The sequence below is a fragment of the Methylorubrum podarium genome (assembly GCF_040270385.1).
GTDB classification, from domain to species: domain Bacteria; phylum Pseudomonadota; class Alphaproteobacteria; order Rhizobiales; family Beijerinckiaceae; genus Methylobacterium; species Methylobacterium podarium.
In genome coordinates this window covers 162,152-183,524 of the sequence record NZ_JBELQE010000084.1, presented here as the reverse complement: position 1 = coordinate 183,524, position 21,373 = coordinate 162,152, and the positions used below count along the sequence as shown (strand labels likewise).

Here is a 21,373-nt window from a genome sequence, read left to right as displayed (position 1 = left end):
GAGGGGCCGGCTCAGGTCTTTCCGGAAGCGGCGCTCCCCTCACCCGACCCCCTTCGGGGGCCACCCTCACTCGCAGAGGGGGGGAGGGCTTTTTTTCGTACTACGCCGCGAGCCCGCGCTTCTTCAGCAGCGGCGCGATGCTCGGCAGCCGTCCGCGGAACGCGGTGTAGGCCTCGCGCGGGTCGCGCAGGTTGCCCGCGCCGTAGATCGTCCGGCGCAGGCGCTGCGCCGTCTCCGGGTGGAAGATGTCGCCGGTCTCGCGGAACGCGTCGAAGGCGTCGGCGTCGAGCACCTCGGACCAGAGATAGCTGTAGTAGCCGGCCGCATACCCGTCGCCGGAGAAGATGTGCGCGAAGTGCGGCGCCCGGTGCCGCGCCGCGATCTCCGCCGGCATGGCGATGCGGCGCAGCGCATCCGCCTCGAAGGCGACGACGTCGAGCCCGTCCTCCCCGGCCGCGGAGAGGTGCAGTGTCATGTCGACGATGGCCGAGGCGGCGTACTCGACGGTGGCGAAGCCCTGGTTGAAGGTCGCCGCCGCGAGCAGGCGTTCGAGCAGCGCGTCGGGCATCGGCTCGCCGGTCCGCACGTGGCGGGCATGGGCGCGGAGCACCTCCGGCTGCTGCAGCCAGTGCTCGTAGAGCTGCGAGGGCAGTTCGACGAAGTCGCGCGAGACGGCGGTGCCGGACAGGAGCGGATAGGTCACGTCGGACAACAGCCCGTGCAGGCCGTGGCCGAATTCGTGGAACAGCGTGCGGGCGTCGTCGAAGGAGAGGAGCGTCGGCTCCCCACGCGGCGCGCGGGCGAAGTTCATCACGTTGACGATGATCGGCTTGATGTCGCCGTTCAGCCGCTCCTGCGAGCGGAAGGCACTCATCCAGGCACCGGAGCGCTTCGAGGGGCGGGCGAAATAGTCGCCGAGGAACAGGCCGACCTCCGAGCCGTCGGCGTTGCGGACGAGCCAGGTGCGCACGTCCGGATGATAGCGCGGCACGTCCCGCACTTCCTCGAAGGTCAGGCCGAACAGCTTCGACGCGGTGTCGAAGGCCGCCCGGATCATGCCCTCCAGCGGCAGGTACGGCTTGATCTCGGTTTCGTCGAGGTCGTGCTCGGCGCGCCGCAGCTTCTCGGAATAGTGGCGCCAGTCATGCGCTTCGAGGGCGAAGTCGTGTCCCTCCGCCCGCACCAGGGCCTGCAGCCCTTCGCGCTCCTCCGCGGCGCGCTGGAGCGCTGGCTTCCAGACATTGCGCAGGAGCTCCATCGCCGCGTCGGGCGAGCCGGCCATGGTGTCGTCGAGCTTGAGGTGGGCGAAGCTGTCGAAGCCGAGCAGCCGCGCCCGCTCGGCGCGCAACCGCACGATCTCGGCGATGATCGCGCGGTTGTCGGTGGCGCCGCCGTTCTCGCCGCGCCGGGTCCAGGCCGCGTAGGCCAGCGCACGCAGGTCGCGGCGCATGGAGAAGACGAGGAAGGGCTCGATCAGCGAGCGCGACAGGGTGATGACGTGGCTGTGCTGGCCGCCCCGCTCCCCCGCGGCTTCCGCGGCGGCATCGCGCAGGAAGGGCGGCAAGCCGGCGAGGTCGTCCTCGCCATCGAGCGGCAGGACGAAGTCGCGCTCGTCGGCGAGCACGTTCTGGCCGAATTGCGTGCCGAGTTCGGCGAGGCGGATCGCGATCTCGGCGATGCGCGCCTTGGCCTCCGGTGCGAGGCCGGCGCCCGACCGCTGGAAGCGTACGCGGTAGCGGTCGAGCACCCGCCGCTCCTCCGCGCCCAACGCTTCCGCATCGGCATCGATGGCCGAGAGGCGGGCCCAGAGCTCGGGGTTGAGGGTGATGGCGCTCGAATGCCGCGCGAGCTGCGGCGCGACCGCCCGCTCGATCGCCTGCAGTTCGGGGCTGGTGTTGCTGCCGGTCAGGTTGAAGAACACGTTGGCCACCCGGTCGAGCGCCGCGCCCGCGCGCTCCATCGCCGCCACCGTGTTGGCGAAGGTCGGGGCCGCCTCGTTCCCGGCGATCGCAGCGATCTCGGCCTCGTGCGCCTTCAGCGCGTGCGCGAAGGCCGGCACGTAGTGCTCCGGCCGGATCGCCTCGAAATCCGGCAGGCCGAAGGGCGTGGCCCAGTCCGATGCGTCGAACGGGTTCGCTGCCGCGGTGGCGCTGCCGGGCTCGGTGCCCTCGGTCAGGTCGCGTGCGGTGTCGGCGGTCATGGACAAAACCTTCGGGAAACGTCGTGCAGCGAAGCGCTGAACATAGGTTTGTGGGTCGAGCGGCGCAAAGGCCCAGCTCCCGATGCCGCGCTCCGGCACGATTTCGCGGGCCGTGGCCGCCGCGTCCTTGCCGGGCGCGGCCGGGCGACGGATGAGAGGAAGTCGGCGCGCGGCCGGATGAGCGGGACATACGCGGCATGAAGCCTTTCACCGTCGCCTGCCTCCTCGCCGCGGGGCTTGTCCTGCCCGCCGGCACGGCATGGTCCGATCCGGCCAAGCCGCCGCCCGCGACGGTGCCGCTGCCCCCGCCCCAGCCGCCCGCGCGCCCGGACGACATCGTCCCGCCGGCGCCGCAGGTCACGCCGCTGCCGCCGGAGCGGCCGGCCGAGCTCGCCACCGGTGCCGGCAAGGATGCTGGCAAGGACGCCGCACGGAAGACCGACGAGCCGCCCTCTAAGGACGCGAAGGAGCCTTCGAAGGACGGGCCTGCCGCCCTTCCGGAGGCGCCGCTACCGCCGGAGCGTCCGCCGGAGCTGTCGGGCGAGGCGGCGCTCGCCCTCAAGGTGTCGGCGCCCGACGACACCGCCTGCCTGCGCCGGCTGGAACGGCTCGGCGCCCGCTTCGAGGCGCTGCCGCCTCTCGGCAACGGCCAGTGCAGCGCGCCGCGCCCGCTGAGCATCACCGCGCTCGCCGACGGCGTGGCGCTGGAGCCGGCGGCCACCCTGAACTGCCGGGCGGCGGAGGCGCTGGCGCGCTGGACGACGGAGGTGCAGGTCGCGGCGCGGGAGCAGCTCGGCGACTCCCTCAAGAGTCTCGCGCTCGGCGGCACCTATGTCTGCCGCGGGCAGAACCACGACACGGATGCCAAGCTCAGCGAGCACAGCTTCGCCAACGCCATCGACGTGATGAGCTACGGCTTCGAGAAGCGCGCGAGCCTCAAGGTGACGGCGGCGCCGGGGGGCACGCCGGAGGCGGCCTTCCTGGCCTCGGTGCGGGCCGGCGCCTGCGGCTTCTTCCGCACGGTGCTGGGGCCCGGCAGCGACGCGGCCCATGCCAACCACCTGCATCTCGACCTGCGCGAGCGCAACGCCGGCCACCGTCTCTGCCAGTAGGCGGCCGCCTCGAGCCGGGGACGCACGACGGCGCGCCATTCGCCGCGGGAACGGTTGCGCTTGGCCATCGCTTCCTACTCGTCGTGAGGTGAGGAGCGCTGGCAGGCGATGGGACGGGCGTGGATGCGGGGAGCGCTGGCGGCGCTCGGGGTGTGGTCGGCGGCCGCGCAGGCCGCCGGATCCGGGGCGCCCGACCTGACCCGCGAGGCCATCGAGAACGCGGCGTTCCGGGAACCGCAGGACGGGGCATCCAAGGCGGCGAAGAAGCCGAAGAAAGGCGCCGACAAGAAGCCCGACCCGCTTCTGGTGAAGGTGCAGGTGCTGCTCGACCGGGCGCGCTTCTCCCCCGGCGCCATCGACGGGCGCGACGGCGAGAACCTGCGCGGCGCGCTGAGGGCCTTCGCCGCGGCGCAAGGGCTCCCCGCCGAAGATCGCCTCACCCGCGAGCTGTTCGACCGGCTCCAGGCTACCAGCAAGGATCCGGTCGTGACGCAGTACACGATCACCGAGGAGGACGTGAAAGGCCCCTTCGTCGAGCGGATGCCGAGCAAGATGGAGGAGCAGGCCGAGGTCGGGCCCATGCGCTACACCAACACCCGCGAGATGCTGGCGGAGCGCTTCCACATGCAGCGCGACCTGCTCTCCGCCCTCAACTCCGACGTGCCCCTCGACAAGGCGGGCGGCACGCTGGTCGTGGCGGCGGTGCCCCCGCTCGGGGAGGGGAAGGTCGAGGGCGCGCCGGTGGCGCCCAAGGTCGGCCGCATCGAGGTCGACAAGCGAACGAAGCGGGTGCGCGCCTACGCGGAGGACGGGACGCTGACGGCCGACTACCCCGCCTCGATCGGCAGCGACGAGAAGCCGGCGCCGGACGGTTCGGCGAAGGTGAAGGCCGTCGCCTTCGATCCCTGGTACACCTACAACCCGAAATATCAGTTCAAGGGCGTGAAGACGAACAAGAAGTTCTCGATCCATCCGGGGCCGAACAATCCCGTCGGCACGGTCTGGATCGACCTCTCGATCCCCTCCTACGGCATCCACGGGACGCCGGACCCGGAAAAAGTCGGCAAGACCGAGTCCCACGGCTGCATCCGCCTGACGAACTGGGACGCGCGCGACCTCGCGAGCCACACGACGAAGGGCGCGAAGGTCGAGTTCCTGGAGAAGTAGCGCGGATCAGAGTCGGGTCCGCCGGCGGGGTTGAACCCATGCGCCGACCGCGAGCAGCAAGCCGTCGCCCAGAAAGGCCAGGGCCGCGGTCGCCAGCGCGCCCTGAAGCATCGCCGCGAAATTCTGGTTCTGGAGCCCGGCGACGATCGGCGTCCCGAGGGTCGAGGCCCCGGCGAGCGCCCCGACCGCGGTGACGGAGACCGCGAGGACCAGGGCCGTCCGCAGCGTATCGACGAGACCGGGCGCGGCGAGCGGGAGTTCGACGTAGGCGAGGATCTGCGAGGGGGTGAGGCCGACGGCCAGCGCCGATTCCCGGGCCTCGGCGGAGACGGCATCGAGGGCGCCGACCGTGCCGCGCAGGGTCGGCATGATCCCGTAGGCGATGAGCGCCAGCAGCGTCGGCGGTCCGCCGAAGCCGAGGACCGGCAGGGCCAGGGCCACCACGACCACCGGCGGCACCGCCTGGGCGACGGCGGCGAGCGTGTCGATGCTTCCGCGAAACGACGCGAAGCGCGCCCGCGTGGCGATCAGGCCGAGCCCGACACCGAGGCCGGCGACGAGGGCCAGCCCGCTCGCGGCGAGGGCAAGGTGGTTCAAGGCCAGCTCGGCCAGGCGAGCGAGCGCGAGGGGGCGGCTCGCGCCCCCGCCGACGAGGGCGGCGGCGACGGTCGGATGGCTCGCGGCGGCGAGCGCGAGGCCGAGGAACAGCGGTCCGAGGGCGGGCGAGAGGCGTCTCATCGCGGCCACCGTCGGCGCAACGCCGCCTCCAGGCCCCCGAGCGCCGCCTCGGTGGCGAGGGAGAGCAGGATGATCGGCAGGGCACCGAGCAGGATCAGATCCGGCGCGAACTGGGCCATGCCGTCGAAGACGAGGGTGCCGAGGCCGCCGGCCCCGACCAGCGCGCCGAGCGTCGCGAGGCCGAGCGCCTGGACCGCAGCGACCCGAAGTCCGCCGACGAGGAGCGGGGCGCCGAGCGGCAGGCGGATCCTCGCCAGGATCTGGCGGTCCGTGAGCCCGAGCGCGCGCCCAGCGTCGAGATGGCCGGTGCTCGCGGCGCGTCGCGCCGCCTGCTGGCCACGCCAGAGCGGTAGCAGCAGGTAGGCGGCGATGCCGATCAGGGCGGGGAGGCCGCCGAGCGCGGAGAGGCCATAGCCGCGCAGGGTCGGGGCGGCGGCGAGGAGCGCGGAGAGTGCGGCGACCAGACCGCCGAGCAGGGCGACCGCCGGCACGACCTGCACCCCGCTCACCGCGAGTTCGACCGCGCCGCGCCCGCGACGCCAGAGGGCGAGGCCCGCGGTGAGGCCGGCGGCGAGGGCCAGGGCGCCGAGGGACAGGACGAGATGAGCGCCGATGGCAGCGCCCAGCGTCTGGGATCGGGCGCGCAGCTCCACGGCGAGCGAGAGCGCGTCGAGGCGGCCGGCGAACCAGAGGCAGGCGAGCAATCCCGCCACGGCGGCAGCGGACGCGACGCCGCCGCCGGGCAGGCGGGCGCGGCGCGCGGCAAGCGCGAGCATGCCGACCAGCACGACCACGCCGGCCCAGGCGCCGGAGGCGAGCCGCGCCCGTGTCGCGGGCGGCGTACCGGCGATCAATTCGGCGGCGCCGGCCCCGAGCCCGGCCAGCAGCAGCGCGAGGGCGCCGAGGCAGGCGAGCCCGGCAAGGCCGGCGACCGCCCTCCCGCCGCCCGCGGCTAGAAGAAGACCGCCGAGCGAGGCGAGTGCCATCACCGGCCAGAGCCAGATGCCGAGCGCGTCGGTCGCCATCACCGGGGCACCGGTCACGAGCCGGTTCGGCGCGAGATGCAGCAGGGGCAGCAGCAGGGCCGCCGGGACGAGGGCCGCGGCGAGGAGGCTGACGGGAAGGCGTCGGATCACGGGCGGCTTGCCTGCGCGGCGAGCCATTCGTTCGCCACCGCGGCGGCGGTGCGCCCCTCCACCGTGATCGCGGCATTGAGCCTCCGCAGGGTGTCGGCATCGAGGCGTGCGAAGACGCGATCGAGGGCGGCGCGGATCTGCGGGTGGCGTTCAAGCGTCTCGGCGCGGATCACGGGCGCCGGCTCGTAGACGATCTGCGCCGCCTTCGGGTCGCTCATCACGGCGAGGTCGAGGGTGGCCAGCGCGCCGTCGGTGCCGTAGACCATGCCGGCATTGACGCCGCTGATGCCCTCCGCCGCGGCGCGCGCGGTCACCGCCGTATCGCCGCCCGGCAGGCTGATGATGCGCGAGAGCGGCAGGGTGAATCCGTAGGCGGCCTCGAAGGAGGGAAGGGCGGCAGGGCTCTCCACGAACTCCGTCGAGGCCGCGAGCCGGATGCGGTCGTCGCGCACGGCGCCGGCGAAATCCACCATCGTGGCGAGCCCCCGCTCGCGGGCGAGGTCGCCCCGCACGGCGATCAGCCAGGTGTTGTTGGCCGGAGCCCGCCCGAGCCACACCAGTCCTCGCGCGGCGTCGAGCCGCCGCGCACGATCGTAGGCGCTTTCCGCGGTCTTCCAGACAGGGTCGGTCTCGGTGCCCGAGAAGAAGGCGACGTTGCCGGTATATTCGGGATACAGGTCGATCTCTCCGGCGAGCAGCGCCGAGCGGACGATCAGCGTCGGCCCGAGCCCGAGTCGGCGCTCCACGGGGAGGCCGAGCGCCTCCAGGACGGCGGAAATCAGGTTTCCAAGCAGCGCGCCTTCCGTGTCGCTTTTCGATCCGATCTGGATGGGACGCGCAGGCGCAGACTGACCGCTTTCGGGAAGCAGCGCGGCGGCGAAACCAGCCAGAACAGTCCGGCGCCCGACGGCTGACCCGAGGTCGTGCCCGCGCGCCGATGTCGCCCGGTTGCGACAATGCGACATAAATGTTTCACGGAATAACATCGCGTCGAACAGCATAGCACGGCAACGGCTTTCCGGCGCTTGACACGCTCAGCTTTACGGGCGACGGCTCGGGTTGCCGGGCAGCGTTTTCCGGGTGGGGCATCCGCTTTCGAGGTGTAATGCGGGCCTTCTCCGGAGCATGCAGAGCGCAACCGGTCTGCCAGAGACAGCGTTCCGGATCGGGAACGGATCGATAGGGAAGACGACCCGGCGTGAGTGTGGATTCGAACGAGGATCGTCTGTCCGGCGCACGGGTGCTGGTCGTCGAGGACGAGGCGGCGATCTCGATGCTTCTCGAGGATATGCTGCTCGATTTCGGCTGCGAGATCGTCGGGCCGGCCGCCCGGCTCGCCACCGCCCTGGAGATGGCCCGCAACGAGGATTACACGGTCGCCATCCTCGACGTGAACGTGGCGGGTGAGCCGATCTATCCGGTGGCCGAGGCGATCGCCGAGCGCAACCTGCCGATCGTCTTCTCGACCGGCTACGGCGGCGCGGGCATCCGCGAACCGTTCCGCGACCGGCCGGTGGTGCAGAAGCCGTTCAGCCAGGCCGACCTCAAGCGCACCCTCGCCGCGGCCATCGCCGGCGCCGAGGGCTGACTCCTCACAAACCCTCGATCTCGAACGCATGTGGCAGGTGGCGCGGCCAGCGGCGCGGCGCCACGAACACGGCATCCGCCCGCAGGATCGCGTCCGCCGGGTGCGGGTGGCGCGCGAGCCATGCCCGCGCCGCCCGCGACAGCCGCGCGCGCTTGCGGGCGTCGATCGCCAGCGCGGCGGCGTCCAGCGTCGTGCGGGCCTTGACCTCGACGAAGGCGATCGTGCGTCCGCGCCGGACGATCAGGTCGATCTCGCCGCCCGAGGCGACGAAGCGCCGGGCGAGCGGCCGGTAACCCTTCAGCATCAGGGCCAGCAGCGCCAAAGCCTCGGCCGAGAGGCCCCGTCCATGGGTGGCGCGGCGGCGCGCGTCCGGATCAGGCGGAGGTCTCATCATCCGCCCGGCGGGCGAGCGCCAGCGCGCGGGCGTAGACGACGCGCTTGGGCTGTCCGGTCTCGTCGGCGACGAGCGCCGCCGCGTCCTTGATCGAGTGGCGGGCCAAAGCCGCCTCGATCCGCGCATCGAGCCCGGTATCGGCCTCCCGCGCGACGGCGTCCTCGGGCGCGGCGCCGATCACCACCACCACCTCGCCCTTGGGCGGCCCTTCCTCGGCGAAGGCTTCGGCCAGGCCGCCGAGGCTGTCGCGGCGGATCGTCTCGTAGAGTTTGGTCAGTTCGCGCGCCACCGCTGCCGGCCGCTCGGGCCCGAGGGTCGCGGCGGCATCCGCCAGCATCTCGGGGAGGCGGTGGGGCGACTCGAACACCACCAGCGTGCCGGGAATGCCGGCGAGCGCCTCCAGCCGGTTGCGCCGCGCCCCGGATTTCTGCGGCAGGAAGCCCTCGAAGAAGAAGCGGTCGGTCGGCAGGCCGGCGGCGACGATGGCAGTCATCACCGCTGACGGGCCGGGGATCGGCGTCACCGGGATGCCGGCGGCGATCGCCGCCTGGACCAGCTTGAAGCCGGGGTCCGAGACCAGCGGCGTGCCGGCGTCGGAGACGAGCGCCAGGGTCTCGCCGGCCTTCAACCGCATCACCATCCGTTCGCGCACGGCTTCGTTGGAATGCTCGTGGTAGGAGACGAGCGGCGTGGTGATCCCGTAATGCATCAGCAGGGTGCGGGTGACGCGGGTGTCCTCGGCGAGCACCGCGTCGGCGGCGGCGAGCGTCGCCAGGGCGCGGAACGAGACGTCGCGCAGGTTTCCGATCGGGGTGGCCACCACGTAGAGCCCCGGCGCCAGGGACTCGGCCTCGGCGGCGAGGCCGAAGGCGGTGAAGGTGGCGGGGCCGCGGGACGATCCCTCGGGGCGCTTGTCGAGTCGCTGTGTCATCCCCGCGACAATGCCACGCCCGCGCGCCTTTGGAGACCGGGGAAAGGCTTGGCCTCACATTTACTTTTCGTGAGCCCCTCCGCATCGTGACCCTGGATTGCGCTGGGGCAAGGAGTTCGCGATGGCGCGACGCGGCGGACGGTGGACGGACCGCGCGGGGGCCGCGCTTCTCTGCCTCGGGCTCGCAGCCGGGCTTTCGGGCTGCATCGGCGTCCCGGACGCGCCCCGGCCCCAGGCTCAGCAAGCGGCTCCGGCCGCCGAGCCCGCTCCGGCCGCGGCGGCCGGCAACGTGATCGGCACCGGCTCGGTGAAGGTCGCGCTGATCGTGCCGCTGAGCGGGCAGGGGGCGGCGGTCGGCTCGGCCCTGCGCAACGCCGCCGAACTCGCCTACGAGGATTTCCAGAAGCCCAACCTTCAGATCCTCGTGAAGGACGACCGCGGCACGCCCGAGGGCGCGCGGGAGGCCGCGCAGGCGGCGTTCGCCGAGGGCGCCGAGATGGTGCTGGGTCCGCTCTTCGCCGGCAGCGTCCAGGCGGCGGGGGGCGCGGCGCGCGCGGCGGGCAAGCCGGTCATCGCCTTCTCGACCGACGCGGCGGTGGCCGCCCGCGGCGTCTACCTCATCAGCTTCCTGCCGCAATCCGAGGTGGACCGCATCGTCGACGAGGCGGCGTCGGGCGGGCGCCGCTCGTTTGCCGCGCTGATCCCCGAGACGACCTACGGCAACGCCGTCGAGGCGCAGTTCCGCGAGGCGGTCGCCCGGCGCGGCGCCCGGCTCGTCGGCATCGAGCGCTACCCGGCCGGCAATCCCGGCCCCGCGGTCGAGCGGCTGCGCCGGGTGATCGCCGGCGGCGGCGCCCAGGCCGACGCTCTGTTCGTGCCCGACACCGCCGACGGGCTGGTGGCCGTGGCCAATGCCCTGACGAAGGTCGGGTTCTCGCCGTCCCGCGTGCGTCCGCTCGGGCTCGCCCTGTGGAACGACCCGCGCGTGACGGCGCAGCCGGCCTTCCAGGGTGCCCGCTTCGCCGCGCCCGATACGGCCGGCTTTTCCAGCTTCGCGCAGCGCTATCAGGCCCGCTTCGGGGCGACGCCGCCGCGCACCGCCTCGCTCGGCTACGACGCCGTCTCGCTCACCGTCGCGCTGGTGCGCCAGTACGGCTCGCAGCGCTTCGCCGACGCGACGCTGACCAACCCGGCCGGCTTCTCCGGCCTCGACGGCACCTTCCGCTTCTCGCCCGAAGGCACGAGCGAGCGGACGCTGGCGGTCTACGAGATACGCGACAACGCGGCGACCGTGGTGAGCCCGGCGCCGAAGGTGCTCGGGCCGTCGGGGATTTGAGACGGCGTCGGGCGCCGACGCTCACGTCTGGCTGATCGGCCGGCGTGCCGCATGGCGGATCGTGGCGACGCCAAGCGCATCGGCCGCGTCATCGACGCGGTAATAGATCAGGTAAGGCAGGCGCGGGACCGCGAAGCGGCGCAGCCCACGACCCACGAGACGTCCGGCTCTCGGATGGTCGAGCAGCTTGCGGATCGCGGCCGTGATCTGCTGCTCGACGTGACGGGCAGCCTGCGGATCGCGCGATTCCAGATATGCGGCAATGCTTTCGAGATCGTCCGTCGCCCGCGCGGAGAGGCGTAGCCTCACGGGACGCGGCGTCGGAAGGCCGCGGCGACGAGATCTTCCGGCTCGCCCTCGACATACGCGCCGCGTTCGATCTGTGCGAGCCCTTCCAGGACGGCTGGAAGATGCTCGGGATCGATGTCGAGGGAGGTCTCTTTGTCGGCCACCGTGAGAATGGCCTGCGCCAGACTCTCCCGGTCCGCTGCCGGCATCCGGCGCAGGGCCTCCACGGCGCGATCCAAGATGTCGACCATGACGATCCTCCTCGCGTTAGCCTAGCACGATCGGATGGTCGTGACAGTGTGAGGATCAGCCCGCCAGTTCCGCCACCACGGCGTTCAGCACCGGCGCGCCGCGGGCGGTGGCGGCGATGCGGCCGTCGGGGCGCCGCGCGACGAGGCCGTCCGTCACCAGCGCGTCGAGGCGCCCGGCATCGAGCGGGCGGCCCTTCAGCGCCGCGTAGCGGGCAGGCTCGATCCCCTCCGCGAGGCGCAGACCCATCATCAGGAACTCGTCGCCCTGATCTTCGGCGGACAGGATTTCCGTCTCGACGATGCCGTGGCCCTCGCGCTCGACTCGGGCGAGCCAGCCTTCCGGCGCCTTCTCGGTGAGCGTGCCGGTGCGGCCCTGCGGGAGGACGAGGCGGCCGTGGGCGCCGGGGCCGATGCCGGCATACTCGCCGTAGCGCCAGTAGAGCAGGTTGTGCCGCGATTGGGCGCCGGGCCGCGCGTGGTTCGAGATCTCGTAGGCCGGCAGACCCGCGGCCTCGCAGATCTCCTGCGTGACGTCGTAGAGGGCACGGGAGACGTCGTCGTCGGGCGGCACGAGACGGCCGGCCTGGGCGAGGCCGAAAAACGGCGTGCCGGGCTCGATGGTGAGCTGGTAGAGCGAGAGGTGCTCGGCGGCGTGATCGATCCCCCGACGCAGCTCCGCCGCCCAGGCTTGCGGCGTCTGGTCGGGCCGGGCGTAGATCAGGTCGAAGGAGAAGCGCTCGAAATGCGCCGCCGCGGTGCGGACCGCCGACATCGCCTCGGCCACGCTGTGCAGCCGCCCGAGCTTCTTCAGGTCGCCGTCGTCGAGCGCCTGGACGCCGAGCGAAACGCGGTTCACGCCGGCCGCCCTGTAGCCGCGGAAGCGCGTCGCCTCGACGCTGGTGGGGTTGGCCTCCAGCGTCACCTCGGCGTCGGGTGCGACTGCCCAGGCGCCGGCCACCGCGTCGAGCAGACCGGCGACCGTCTCCGGCGCCATCAGAGAGGGTGTGCCGCCGCCGAGAAAAATGCTGGTGACGGTGCGCCCGGGCGCGAGTCTGGCGGCGTGGGCGATCTCCCGGCGGAAGGCCGCGAGGAAGCGAGGCTGGTCCACGCCGGCATGGCGGACATGGCTGTTGAAGTCGCAATAGGGGCACTTCGCGGCGCAGAACGGCCAGTGCAGGTAGATCCCGAACCCCGCGTCGCGGGTCGGATGGTCGGGCGGTGTCGCGGGGGGCATCGGCCTGTCTTGTGTCATCGAGCCGCTCGGTCGGTGCGGTCGTCCAACCCACCACCCTCCTCCTGAGGTGCGGAGCAGCTGCGAAGCCTCGAAGGATCCTCAAGGGATCGTGCGGGAACTGGAGGATCCTTCGAGGCCCGCTGACGTGGGCACCTCAGGAGGAGGGGGCGGGTGGGATCGAAGGCATGCGGCCGGTGCGTCTTCCGAGCTGTCAGCCGGATATAAACACGCCGGAGCGCGTGCGAACCCTCAGCCCGGCCGCCGCAGGCAGGCTCGCGCCAGCAGGACGAAGGCCCGCGCCCGGTGCGAGAGGGCGTTTCCGCTCTGCCAATCGACCCCGTGCTTCTCCTCCGACGAAATCTCGCCGAAGGTTCGGTCCATGCCCTCGGGGCGGAACATCGGATCGTAGCCGAAGCCGAGGCTGCCGCGCGGCTCGACGAGGTCGCCGAAGACGCGGCCCTCGAACAGCTCGGTGTGCCCGTCGGGCCAGGCGAGGACGAGGGCCGAGACGAAATGGGCGCGCCGGTCCGTGGCGCCGCGCCGGTCGAGCTCGTCGGCGATCCGGGCCATGGCGCCGGAAAAGTCCTTGTTCGGGCCGGCCCAGCGGGCGGAGAACAGACCCGGCGCACCGTCGAGCGCATCGACGCAGAGGCCGGAATCGTCGGCGAAGGCCGGCAGGCCGGACGCCTTCGCGGCGGCGTGCGCCTTGATTGCCGCGTTCTCGGAAAACATCGTGCCGGTCTCGTCGGGCTCGGGCAGGCCGAGTTCGTCGGCCGAGACCGCCTCGACGCCGAAGGGCGCCAGCAGCTCGCGCATCTCGACGAGCTTGCCGGCATTGTGGGTCGCGATGACGACCCGGCCGGAGAGGATGCGGTGCGCGCTCACGCGATGGCCTTCCGCTGCAGCTCGACGAGCTGCGCGACGCCGCCCTTGGCGAGCCGCAGCAATTCGAGGAATTGCTCGTCGGTGAACGGCTCCATCTCGGCGGTGCCCTGCACCTCGACGATGCCGCCCTTGCCGGTGACGACGAAGTTGGCGTCGGTCTCGGCGGCCGAATCCTCGGCATAGTCGAGGTCGAGCACCGGCTGGCCCTTGTAGATGCCGCAGGAGACCGCCGCGACGTGATCCTTCAGCGGATCGACCGAGATGATCGAGCGGGAGCGCATCCATGCGAAGCAATCGTGCAACGCCACCCAGGCGCCGGTGATCGAGGCGGTGCGGGTGCCGCCGTCGGCCTGGATCACGTCGCAATCGACCGTGATCTGGCGCTCGCCCAGGGCCGGCAGGTTGGTGACGGCACGCAAGGAGCGGCCGATCAGCCGCTGGATCTCCTGGGTGCGGCCCGACGGCTTGCCGGAATTGACCTCGCGGCGGGTGCGCTCGTGGGTGGCGCGGGGCAGCATGGCGTATTCCGCCGTCACCCAGCCCTTGCCGGAGCCGCGCAGCCAGGGCGGGCCGCGCTCTTCCAGGGAAGCGGTGCAGAGCACGCGGGTGTTGCCGAAGGTGACGAGGCAGGAGCCTTCCGCGTAGCGGGCGACCGCCCGCTCCAGCGTGACGTCGCGCAGCGCGTCCGCCGCGCGCTTCGAGGGACGCATGGGGTCAAGCTCCGTGTCGGGATTCGAAGCCCGCGCTCTTAGGCGCTGCCGCCGCCCGCGGCAACCGCCCCGGTCCGAAACGAAAGAGGCCGCCGTCTCGCGACGGCGGCCTCTCGAATGGCCTTCCAGCCGATCACCAGCGGCGGTGATGACGCCCGTGGTGGCGGTGATGGTGATGGCGCGGCCCGTGGAAGCCGTGGTGCCGGTGCCAGTGGCGGCGATGGTGGAAATGCCGGCGGTAGTGGCGATGCGGCCGGTACTGGACCTGCTCGATCGCTTCGCCCGCCGGCGCGGTCGCCTCGGTCGGGATCGGGAGCGGAGCGGCCTGTGCGGCATGGGGTGCCGAGGCGAACCCGAGGCCGGTCACCGCGATCGCCAGGGCGGCGGCCTTGACCATGGTCTTTCGTGCGCCTGTAAGCACTGTCGGGGCTCCATTTCGCTTGTATGACGGGTCGGCGGGGTCGCACGCGACAGCGCGCGCCCCTCCCTCAAACGGCCTGAGGGCACCGAACGATCCCTTCTGCGGTTAAGTTTGCCGAGGGAGCGCAGCGGGCGCCTCCTCATCCGCCGCGTCGTGACGCACGAGGATTGATCGCCGGCCCCCGAGCGCTCACAATCAACCGTCAGGTTCCCGTTGCCTTGGTCGAGACCGTTCAGCCTCCCGTGACTCCGCAGCCCCAGGCGCTCTCCGCCCTCAACGAGCGCGCCCGCGAAATCTTCCGCCAGATCGTCGAGAGCTACGTCACCACCGGCGAACCGGTGGGGTCGCGCAACCTCGCGCGCATCCTGCCGATGAGCCTGTCCCCGGCCTCGATCCGTAACGTCATGGCGGATCTGGAGCATTCCGGGCTCATCTTCGCGCCGCATACCTCCGCCGGGCGCCTGCCGACGGAGCTGGGCCTGCGCTTCTTCGTCGATGCGATGATGGAGATCGGCGACGTCGACCTCGCCGAGAAGGCGCGGATCGAGGCGCAGATGCAGGCGGCGGCCTCGCGCCACACCTTCGATTCGGCGCTGGCCGAGGCGTCCTCGCTGCTGTCGGGGATCTCGCGCGGGGCGGGCGTGGTGCTGACCACCAAGGTCGATGCCGGGCTCAAGCATGTCGAGTTCGTGCGCCTCGACGCCGACCGCGCCCTCGTGGTTCTGGTCTCGATCGACGGCACGGTGGAGAACCGGCTGGTCGATCTGCCGCCGGGCTTGCCGGCCGGGGCGCTGCAGGAGGCGTCGAACTTCCTCAACGCCCGCCTGCGCGGCCGCACCCTGGATGCCCTGCGCGCCGACATCGAGGCCGGCCGCACGGCGATGAAGCGGGAGCTCGACGCGCTGACCGAGCGGCTGGTCGATGCCGGGCTCGCGACCTCGGTCGGCTCCTCAGAGGCGCGCCAGCTCATCGTGCGGGGCCAGGCCAACCTGCTCGACGACCTGCGCGCGGCCGAGGATCTGGAGCGCATCCGCCTGCTGTTCAACGATCTCGAGACGCAGAAGGACGTGATCGAGCTTCTGGCGCGGGCCGAGCAGGGCGACGGCGTGCGCATCTTCATAGGCTCGGAGAACAAGCTGTTCTCGCTCTCCGGCTCTTCGATGATCGCCGCGCCCTTCCGCGACGGGGCGCAGAAGATCGTCGGCGTCGTCGGGGTGATCGGTCCGACGCGGCTCAACTATTCCCGCATCGTGCCGATGGTGGACTACACCGCCCGCGTGGTCTCAGGGCTGCTCGACCGGCCGCGGTAGGACGGCTCCCGCAGCATTCCGGTCGATCTGCTCGGCCGCCGTCGCCTCTCTCCCCTTACGGGGAGGGGACGAGCCAAGCTCTGAACGAAGCAATCGATCTCAGATCGTCTCGGACGACAACCGGCCGGCCCGTGCGAGGGGGCGGTGCACGGGCCGGCCGGCGTACCGCGCGCTCTGGCAAGCGGCGCGATGGCGGGACGCTTGACGAGCGAGGCGCAGTGAGGATCGGGCCGCCGCGCTAGCGGTGCGTCGCGGCGGCCGGAATCGGACTGTCTTCCGGCTCGTCCCGCGGGCCGACGAAGCGGCCGAGCAGGCGTCCGAGGCCGGTGCCGAGGCTGTCCATCAGCAGGAACACCGCGGGGACGAAGACCAGCGACAGCAGGGTCGAGACGATCAGGCCGGCGATCACCGCCACCGCCATCGGCGCGCGGAACTCGCCGCCGATGCCGAGCGCCAGGGCCGAGGGCACCATGCCGGCAGCCATGGCGATTGTGGTCATCACGATCGGCCGCGCCCGCTTGCGGCCGGCATCGACGATCGCCGTGACGCGATCGACGCCGGAGCGCATCTCCTCGACGGCGAAGTCCACGAGCATGATCGCGTTCTTCGTCACGAGCCCCATCAGCATCAGGATGCCGATGACCACCGGCATCGAGATCGGCATGTGGCAGATCAGGAGGCCGAGGATGGCGCCGCCGATGGAGAGCGGCAGCGAGAACAGGATGGTCAGCGGCTGCAGGAACGAGCCGAACAGCAGCACCAGCACCGCGTAGACCATCATGATCCCGGCGCCCATCGCCAGGAGGAAGCCGGAAAAGACCTCCTGCATGATCTCGGCGTCGCCGGTCTGCTTGATGGTCACGCCGGGCGGCAGGTTTTTGGCCGTCGGGGTGGCGAGCGCCTGCTCGATCAGCGAGCCCAGCGCGTCCGAGCCCTCCATGTTGGCTTCCACCGCCACGCGCACGGCGCGGTCGTAGCGCTCGATGGCGCCGGGGCCCTGGTCGAGCTCGATGTCGGCCACCGCCGCGAGCGGCACCGCCGTGCCGTTCTTGGCCGGCACCTTCAGATTCTCCAGCCGCGCGACCGCGCCGCGGGCGCTCTCGGGGAGCTGCACCCGGATCGGCACCTGCCGGTCCTTGGCGTTGAACTTGGCGAGGTTGATGCCGATGTCGCCGATGGTGCCGACCCGCACGGTCTCGGCGATGACGTCGGTCGAGACCCCGAGATCGGCCGCCGCGCCCTCCTTCGGGCGGATGCGCACCTCGGTGCGATTCAGGGGCGCGGTGGACATCACCGAGACGAGGTGCGGGATCGCCGCCATGTCGCGCTGGAGCCGCGCGGCGACCTCCGTCACGACGTCGACGTCGGGGCCGCTGACGACGAGGGCGAGGTCGCGCTGGCCGCTCTCGCGCAGGGTCCAGGAACGGATGTCGGGTTCCTCCGCCAGAAGCGCCGCGATCTCGGACTCGATGGTCCATTGCCGCTTCGCGCGCTCGGATTTCGGGCTCAGGTTCACGATCAGCGTGGCGAGCCGCGTCTCCTTCTTGCCGCCGGCCTGCCGGCCGCCATCGACGAAGACCGAGGTGACTTCGGGCAGGGCGCGGATGCGCTCGACCACGCGGTCGGCGACGGCGATCGTGTCGGGAAGCCGGGCGCCCGGCGCCAGCTCGATCATGAACAGGGTGCGGGCGTTGTCCTGCTTCGGGATGAAGCCGGAGGGCAGGAGCTTGGTCGAGACGATCGAGCCGGCGAACAGCGCGAGCCCCGCCACCAGGGTGATCCATTTGTGGCGCACCGACCAGCCGACGAGGCGGGTATAGGCGCGCATCACGGGGCCTTCGCGCTCCTCCGCGTGGCCGTGGTCGCGCAGGAAGTAGGCGGCGAGCAGCGGCGTGATCAGGCGCGCAACCAGCAGCGACATGAAGACGGAGACGGCGATGGTGAGGCCGAACTGGATGAAGTAGCGCCCGGCGATGCCGCCCATGAACGAGACCGGGGCGAAGACCGCGATCAGGGTCGCGGTGATGGCGATGACCGCGAGCCCGATCTCGTCGGCGCCCTCGATCGAGGCGCGATAGGGCGATTTGCCGAGCCGCATGTGGCGCACGACGTTCTCGATCTCGACGATGGCGTCGTCCACGAGGATGCCGGTCACCAGCGTGATCGCGAGCAGGCTGATGCCGTTGAGGGTGAAGCCCAGAGCATCCATCGCCCAGAAGGTCGGGAAGACCGAGAGCGGGAGCGCCACGGCGGCGATCAGGGTGGCGCGCCAGTCCCGCAGGAACAGGAACACGACGATGACGGCGAGCGCCGCGCCCTCCATCAGGGTGTGCATCGCCGAGGCGTAGCTGCCCCGGGTCGCCGCGACCGAGGAATCGATCTCTTGGAATTGGATGTCGGGATAGCTCTCGGCGAACTCGGCGATCTTCTTCTCGACGCCGGCGGCGACCTCGGCGTCGCTCGCGCCCGAACCGCGGGAGACGGAGAAGGCGACCACCGACTCGCCGTTGAAGCGGGCGAAGGTGCGCGGCTCCTCGATCGAATCCTCGACCGTGGCGAGGTCGTCGAGCCGCACCTTGCGGCCGCCGGGCAGGACGATGGAGGTGGCCTTCAAATCGCGGATGGTGCGTGAGGCGGCGAGCGTCCGGATCGACTGCTCGCGTCCGCCGACCTCGCCGCGCCCGCCCGCCAGGTCGGCGGAGGTGACGCGCACCTGCCGGTTCACGTCCGCGGCGGTGATGCCGAGGGCGAGCAGCCGGTCGGGCAGCGGCGTGATGCGGATCTCGCGGGCGACGCCGCCGACGCGCTCGACGCCGCCGACGCCCTTCACCCCCTGGAGGGTACGGGCGACCTTGTCCTCGACGAACCAGGACAGGTCGGCGGGCGTCATGGCCGGCGACTTCACCCCGTAGATAAGGATCGGCAGGCCGGTGATCTCGACGCGCTGGATGATCGGCTCGTCGATGGTGCGGGGCAGGTTGATGCGGATCTTCGAGACCGCATCCTTCACGTCGTTGACGGCCCGGTCGGTATTCACCTCGAGCCGGAACTCGACGGTGGTGACAGAGGACCCTTCGGTGATCGCCGAGGTGATGTGCTTGACGCCGCGCACGCCCGCGATCGAGTCCTCGACCCATTTCGTGACCTGGGTCTGCAACTCGGACGGGGCGGCACCGCCCTGGGTGATCGTGACCGAGACGATCGGCACGTCCACGTTCGGCATGCGGGTGACCGCGAGCCCCCGGAAGCTGACGAGGCCGAGCACCACAAGCACGAGGAACAGGACGAGGGGCGCGATCGGATTCCGGATCGCCCAGGCGGAGATGTTCAGGCGCATCGGGGCAACCCGTCAGAGAAGCAATTCGATGGGGCGGAGGCGGAGACCGCCTCAGCGCAGCGCGGCGTCGGCGGTGGCCCCCGGCGAGGGCGCGGACGAGATCGCGGCCGGATTCCGGCCCTGGCGGGCGAGCGCCACGGGCCGGACGCGGTCGCCGTCGCGGAGGAAGCTGCCGGCGCGAGCCACGACCCGCTCGCCCTCCGACAGGCCGGAGCGGATCTCGATGTCGTCGTCGTCGGACAGGCCGGTGCGGACCTCGCGGGCCTCGACCTTGTCGTCCGCCACGACCAGCACGGAGCTGCGCTTGCCGCCGCCGTAGAGGACGGAGGCCTGGGGCACGGTGACGCCGCGGGTGCGGGCGAGTTCGACCGCGCCGCGGGCGAAGGTGCCGATGCGCAGGCGCGGATCGGGATCGAGGCGCACCCGGACCTTGCCGAGCCGGCTCGCCTTGTCGACCTCCGGATAGACCGCGCGGACGCTGCCCGCGACGCGCTCGCCCTCGCCGATCTCGATGAAGGCCGGGGCGCCCTCGCGCAGCAGCGGCAGCTTGGTCTCGATGACCTCCGCCTCCAGCTCGATCTCGCCGCGGGCGATCAGCCGGAACAGCGGCTCGGCCGACGAGGACGTCGCCATGCCGACCCGCGCCGTGCGGCGGCTGACGATGCCGGCTTCCGGCGCGCGGATCTCGGTGCGGGCGAGCCGCAGTTCGAGTTCGTCGCGCACGGCCCTGGCCTGCGCCAGCTCGGCGCGCGCCATGGCGAGTCCGTTGCGGGCGAAGGCCAGCTTGCCCTCCGCCTGCCGCAGGGCGGCGGTGCGGCCCTCCATGATCACGGCGGTGGTGTTGCCGGTCTGGATCAGCTGCTTGGCGCGGTCGTAGGCGAGGCGCGCTTCGAGTTCGGCGGCCTCCGCCTGCTCGATGTTGCTCTGGGCCTGCGGCACGGCGGCCGAGGCCTTGTCGATCAGCGCGTTCTGCTGGGCGAGCTGCCGGTCGATCAGGTCGCGGTTGAGGCGCGCGAGCACCTGCCCCTTCTCGACTCGCATGCCCTCCTCGGTCAGTAGCTCGACGAGGCGGTAGCCGTCGATCTCGGGGGTGACGAGGATCTCGTCGCGCGGCACCAGCGTGCCGGTGACGACGACGCTCTCGACGATCTCGCGCCGCTCGGCCTCGACCACGCTGACGGCGGGCGCCGGGGCGGTCTTCGCCGGGGGTGACGCGGTCTCGGCCCGAGCCGGAACGAATCCCGTCGCGGCGAGCAGGAAGGCAGGGAGGGCGAGGGTGCGTACGGCTCTCATCGGCCGGTCTCCTGGTCGAGCGGGGCCAGGGGAAGCGTGCCGGACAGGCCGGCATCGATCGCGGCCTGGAGCTGCGCCACGGCCGGGCCGGCGTCGTAATCGGCGTTCAGGGCCCGGCTCACGATCATCCCCTTCATCAGCGGTGCCACGGCATCGAACAGGGCGGCCGGGTCGCAGTCCGGCGAGGTCTTGATCGCGTCGAACATCGCGATGAGCCAGGTCCGGCCCTCCTCGTCGCCGCGCTCCACCATCGCCCCGATATCGGGATTGCGGGTCGATTCCGCCCAGACGTCGAGGCGCAGGATCGCCGCCTCGCGGGTGATGTCGTGGAAGAAGCGGGCGAGCACGCCCATGAGGACCGCCCGCTTGTCGCCGGCCCGCTCCATCGCCTCGACGAGGACGGCGCCGCGCTCGCGGTCGCGCTCGGCCAGACCGAGGACGACCGCCTCCTTGGAATCGAAGTAGCGGTAGATGTTGCCCGGGCTCATGGAAGCCTCGCGGGCGAGATCCTGCATCGTCGTGCGGTGGAATCCGTTGCGGACGAAACAGGCTTCGGCAGCATCCAGAATGTGCTCGCGCCGCACCGCCTGTCCGTTGCGGGCGTCGATGACGGCGCCGGCCGCTGCACTCATGACGAAGATCCTACGAAGCCGATGGACGCGGTGCGATCCGGCTCGCCGGTGAGCCGCACGGAGGCGCAGGCCCGCGGCTGGACATCGAGATCGGCGCAGAGACGAGCCTGCCAGCCGTCCGGGCCGGCGCCGGTCCAGCCGATCAGCGCGAACCAGCCGAGGGCCACGACGGCGCAGACGAGCAGGTTGGCCGGGGTGCAGACCGCGCGGACGAGACGAAGCGGGCCGAAGCCTTCCTGCGCCGCCGCGGAGCGATGTTCGACGCCGAGACCGATCGCGGGAGAGAGAGACGCCCGTTCACCGACAATCACGCTCATGGCCTGAACTCCGACGCTGCCGGGGCTTGATAGTGAACGTTCATTCTCGTGTCAATGAACGTTCATTCTCATGAGGTGCGGTCGCGCGCCTCG

Annotated in this window: 21 protein-coding genes; 5 read left to right on the top strand and 16 right to left on the bottom strand. The window is 71.7% G+C overall.

Features of this window, described 5'->3' with window-relative positions:
* Positions 1-100: 100 nt before the first annotated feature.
* On the bottom strand, positions 101-2,200 hold the full coding sequence (locus ABS772_RS15885) for a M3 family metallopeptidase (protein WP_350395804.1): 2,100 nt from the start codon (positions 2,198-2,200) through the stop codon (positions 101-103).
* 197 nt (positions 2,201-2,397) lie between these two features.
* Between ABS772_RS15885 and ABS772_RS15880 the strand changes: the two genes are divergently transcribed.
* Together ABS772_RS15880 and ABS772_RS15875 are read left to right on the top strand one after the other, a co-directional pair.
* Entirely contained in the window at positions 2,398-3,312 is a 915-nt protein-coding gene (locus ABS772_RS15880; protein ID WP_350395803.1) for an extensin-like domain-containing protein, read from the top strand.
* A 108-nt stretch (positions 3,313-3,420) separates the two neighbouring features.
* Positions 3,421-4,479 (top strand): L,D-transpeptidase family protein, encoded by a 1,059-nt coding sequence (locus ABS772_RS15875; protein WP_350395802.1) that lies wholly within the window; start codon positions 3,421-3,423, stop codon positions 4,477-4,479.
* 6 nt (positions 4,480-4,485) lie between these two features.
* Here the strand turns inward: ABS772_RS15875 and ABS772_RS15870 are convergent, their stop codons facing one another.
* Genes ABS772_RS15870 through ABS772_RS15860 form a run of 3 tightly spaced genes read right to left on the bottom strand, consistent with a single transcriptional unit; the run spans position 4,486 to position 7,318 of the window.
* Positions 4,486-5,217 (bottom strand): ABC transporter permease, encoded by a 732-nt coding sequence (locus tag ABS772_RS15870; protein WP_350395801.1) that lies wholly within the window; start codon positions 5,215-5,217, stop codon positions 4,486-4,488.
* Entirely contained in the window at positions 5,214-6,380 is a 1,167-nt protein-coding gene (locus ABS772_RS15865) for an ABC transporter permease subunit (RefSeq protein WP_407942994.1), read from the bottom strand. Before ABS772_RS15865 ends, ABS772_RS15870 begins: the two co-directional genes overlap by 4 nt.
* Complete coding sequence (locus ABS772_RS15860) at positions 6,350-7,318, bottom strand: ABC transporter substrate-binding protein (protein WP_407942993.1); 969 nt, start codon at positions 7,316-7,318, stop codon at positions 6,350-6,352. The genes ABS772_RS15865 and ABS772_RS15860 overlap by 31 nt, the downstream gene beginning before the upstream one ends.
* Before the next feature lie 233 nt (positions 7,319-7,551).
* On the opposite strand from ABS772_RS15860, the gene ABS772_RS15855 reads away from it, so the two are divergent.
* Positions 7,552-7,941 (top strand): response regulator, encoded by a 390-nt coding sequence (locus tag ABS772_RS15855; RefSeq protein ID WP_350395798.1) that lies wholly within the window; start codon positions 7,552-7,554, stop codon positions 7,939-7,941.
* 4 nt (positions 7,942-7,945) lie between these two features.
* On the opposite strand, the gene ABS772_RS15850 is transcribed toward ABS772_RS15855, so the two are convergent.
* Together ABS772_RS15850 and rsmI are read right to left on the bottom strand one after the other, a co-directional pair.
* Positions 7,946-8,332 carry a YraN family protein gene (locus ABS772_RS15850; RefSeq protein WP_350395797.1) on the bottom strand — a complete coding sequence of 129 codons (387 nt, stop codon included), beginning with the start codon at positions 8,330-8,332 and terminating at the stop codon, positions 7,946-7,948.
* Entirely contained in the window at positions 8,316-9,266 is a 951-nt protein-coding gene (gene rsmI / locus ABS772_RS15845; RefSeq protein ID WP_350395796.1) for a 16S rRNA (cytidine(1402)-2'-O)-methyltransferase, read from the bottom strand. The genes ABS772_RS15850 and rsmI overlap by 17 nt, the downstream gene beginning before the upstream one ends.
* Positions 9,267-9,387: 121 nt before the next feature.
* Between rsmI and ABS772_RS15840 the strand changes: the two genes are divergently transcribed.
* Positions 9,388-10,602: a penicillin-binding protein activator gene (locus tag ABS772_RS15840; protein WP_350395795.1), complete on the top strand. Its 1,215-nt coding sequence runs from the start codon at positions 9,388-9,390 to the stop codon at positions 10,600-10,602.
* Positions 10,603-10,623: 21 nt separating this feature from the next.
* On the opposite strand, the gene ABS772_RS15835 is transcribed toward ABS772_RS15840, so the two are convergent.
* The 6 genes from ABS772_RS15835 to ABS772_RS15810 form a co-directional block, all read right to left on the bottom strand.
* Positions 10,624-10,911, bottom strand: coding sequence for a type II toxin-antitoxin system RelE/ParE family toxin (locus tag ABS772_RS15835; RefSeq protein WP_350395794.1), 288 nt, complete (start codon positions 10,909-10,911; stop codon positions 10,624-10,626).
* Positions 10,908-11,141, bottom strand: coding sequence for an acetyltransferase (locus ABS772_RS15830; RefSeq protein WP_350395793.1), 234 nt, complete (start codon positions 11,139-11,141; stop codon positions 10,908-10,910). Before ABS772_RS15830 ends, ABS772_RS15835 begins: the two co-directional genes overlap by 4 nt.
* Before the next feature lie 55 nt (positions 11,142-11,196).
* Positions 11,197-12,375, bottom strand: coding sequence for a radical SAM family heme chaperone HemW (hemW, locus tag ABS772_RS15825; protein ID WP_350395792.1), 1,179 nt, complete (start codon positions 12,373-12,375; stop codon positions 11,197-11,199).
* 249 nt (positions 12,376-12,624) lie between these two features.
* The gene (gene rdgB, locus ABS772_RS15820; RefSeq protein ID WP_350395791.1) at positions 12,625-13,260 is read right to left on the bottom strand and encodes an RdgB/HAM1 family non-canonical purine NTP pyrophosphatase; all 636 of its coding nucleotides are present in this window, start codon (positions 13,258-13,260) and stop codon (positions 12,625-12,627) included.
* On the bottom strand, positions 13,257-13,970 hold the full coding sequence (gene rph, locus ABS772_RS15815) for a ribonuclease PH (protein ID WP_350395790.1): 714 nt from the start codon (positions 13,968-13,970) through the stop codon (positions 13,257-13,259). Before rph ends, rdgB begins: the two co-directional genes overlap by 4 nt.
* 133 nt (positions 13,971-14,103) lie before the next feature.
* Entirely contained in the window at positions 14,104-14,367 is a 264-nt protein-coding gene (locus tag ABS772_RS15810) for a hypothetical protein (RefSeq protein WP_350395789.1), read from the bottom strand.
* Between the two features lie 242 nt (positions 14,368-14,609).
* Between ABS772_RS15810 and hrcA the strand changes: the two genes are divergently transcribed.
* Positions 14,610-15,701, top strand: a complete 1,092-nt coding sequence (gene hrcA / locus ABS772_RS15805; protein WP_238256120.1) for a heat-inducible transcriptional repressor HrcA — start codon at positions 14,610-14,612, stop codon at positions 15,699-15,701.
* A 238-nt stretch (positions 15,702-15,939) separates the two neighbouring features.
* Here hrcA and ABS772_RS15800 read toward each other — a convergent pair whose 3' ends face one another.
* Genes ABS772_RS15800 through ABS772_RS15785 form a run of 4 tightly spaced genes read right to left on the bottom strand, consistent with a single transcriptional unit; the run spans position 15,940 to position 21,280 of the window.
* Positions 15,940-19,038, bottom strand: coding sequence for an efflux RND transporter permease subunit (locus tag ABS772_RS15800; protein ID WP_350395788.1), 3,099 nt, complete (start codon positions 19,036-19,038; stop codon positions 15,940-15,942).
* Between the two features lie 51 nt (positions 19,039-19,089).
* Positions 19,090-20,331, bottom strand: a complete 1,242-nt coding sequence (locus ABS772_RS15795; protein ID WP_350395787.1) for an efflux RND transporter periplasmic adaptor subunit — start codon at positions 20,329-20,331, stop codon at positions 19,090-19,092.
* A complete protein-coding gene (locus ABS772_RS15790; protein ID WP_350395786.1) occupies positions 20,328-20,963 on the bottom strand; it encodes a TetR/AcrR family transcriptional regulator in 636 nt (211 codons plus the stop codon). The genes ABS772_RS15795 and ABS772_RS15790 overlap by 4 nt, the downstream gene beginning before the upstream one ends.
* The gene (locus ABS772_RS15785; RefSeq protein ID WP_350395785.1) at positions 20,960-21,280 is read right to left on the bottom strand and encodes a hypothetical protein; all 321 of its coding nucleotides are present in this window, start codon (positions 21,278-21,280) and stop codon (positions 20,960-20,962) included. Before ABS772_RS15785 ends, ABS772_RS15790 begins: the two co-directional genes overlap by 4 nt.
* Between the last annotated feature and the right edge of the window lie 93 nt (positions 21,281-21,373).

Coding starts and splice junctions, on each gene's coding strand:
- ABS772_RS15885 (WP_350395804.1), bottom strand. CDS start 2,200: ATGACCGCCGACACCGCACGCGACCTGACCGAGGGCACCGAGCCCGGC.
- ABS772_RS15880 (WP_350395803.1), top strand. CDS start 2,398: ATGAAGCCTTTCACCGTCGCCTGCCTCCTCGCCGCGGGGCTTGTCCTG.
- ABS772_RS15875 (WP_350395802.1), top strand. CDS start 3,421: ATGGGACGGGCGTGGATGCGGGGAGCGCTGGCGGCGCTCGGGGTGTGG.
- ABS772_RS15870 (WP_350395801.1), bottom strand. CDS start 5,217: ATGAGACGCCTCTCGCCCGCCCTCGGACCGCTGTTCCTCGGCCTCGCG.
- ABS772_RS15865 (WP_407942994.1), bottom strand. CDS start 6,380: ATGGCTCGCCGCGCAGGCAAGCCGCCCGTGATCCGACGCCTTCCCGTC.
- ABS772_RS15860 (WP_407942993.1), bottom strand. CDS start 7,318: ATGTCGCATTGTCGCAACCGGGCGACATCGGCGCGCGGGCACGACCTC.
- ABS772_RS15850 (WP_350395797.1), bottom strand. CDS start 8,332: ATGAGACCTCCGCCTGATCCGGACGCGCGCCGCCGCGCCACCCATGGA.
- rsmI (WP_350395796.1), bottom strand. CDS start 9,266: ATGACACAGCGACTCGACAAGCGCCCCGAGGGATCGTCCCGCGGCCCC.
- ABS772_RS15840 (WP_350395795.1), top strand. CDS start 9,388: ATGGCGCGACGCGGCGGACGGTGGACGGACCGCGCGGGGGCCGCGCTT.
- ABS772_RS15830 (WP_350395793.1), bottom strand. CDS start 11,141: ATGGTCGACATCTTGGATCGCGCCGTGGAGGCCCTGCGCCGGATGCCG.
- hemW (WP_350395792.1), bottom strand. CDS start 12,375: ATGCCCCCCGCGACACCGCCCGACCATCCGACCCGCGACGCGGGGTTC.
- rph (WP_350395790.1), bottom strand. CDS start 13,970: ATGCGTCCCTCGAAGCGCGCGGCGGACGCGCTGCGCGACGTCACGCTG.
- ABS772_RS15810 (WP_350395789.1), bottom strand. CDS start 14,367: ATGGTCAAGGCCGCCGCCCTGGCGATCGCGGTGACCGGCCTCGGGTTC.
- ABS772_RS15800 (WP_350395788.1), bottom strand. CDS start 19,038: ATGCGCCTGAACATCTCCGCCTGGGCGATCCGGAATCCGATCGCGCCC.
- ABS772_RS15795 (WP_350395787.1), bottom strand. CDS start 20,331: ATGAGAGCCGTACGCACCCTCGCCCTCCCTGCCTTCCTGCTCGCCGCG.
- ABS772_RS15790 (WP_350395786.1), bottom strand. CDS start 20,963: ATGAGTGCAGCGGCCGGCGCCGTCATCGACGCCCGCAACGGACAGGCG.
- ABS772_RS15785 (WP_350395785.1), bottom strand. CDS start 21,280: ATGAGCGTGATTGTCGGTGAACGGGCGTCTCTCTCTCCCGCGATCGGT.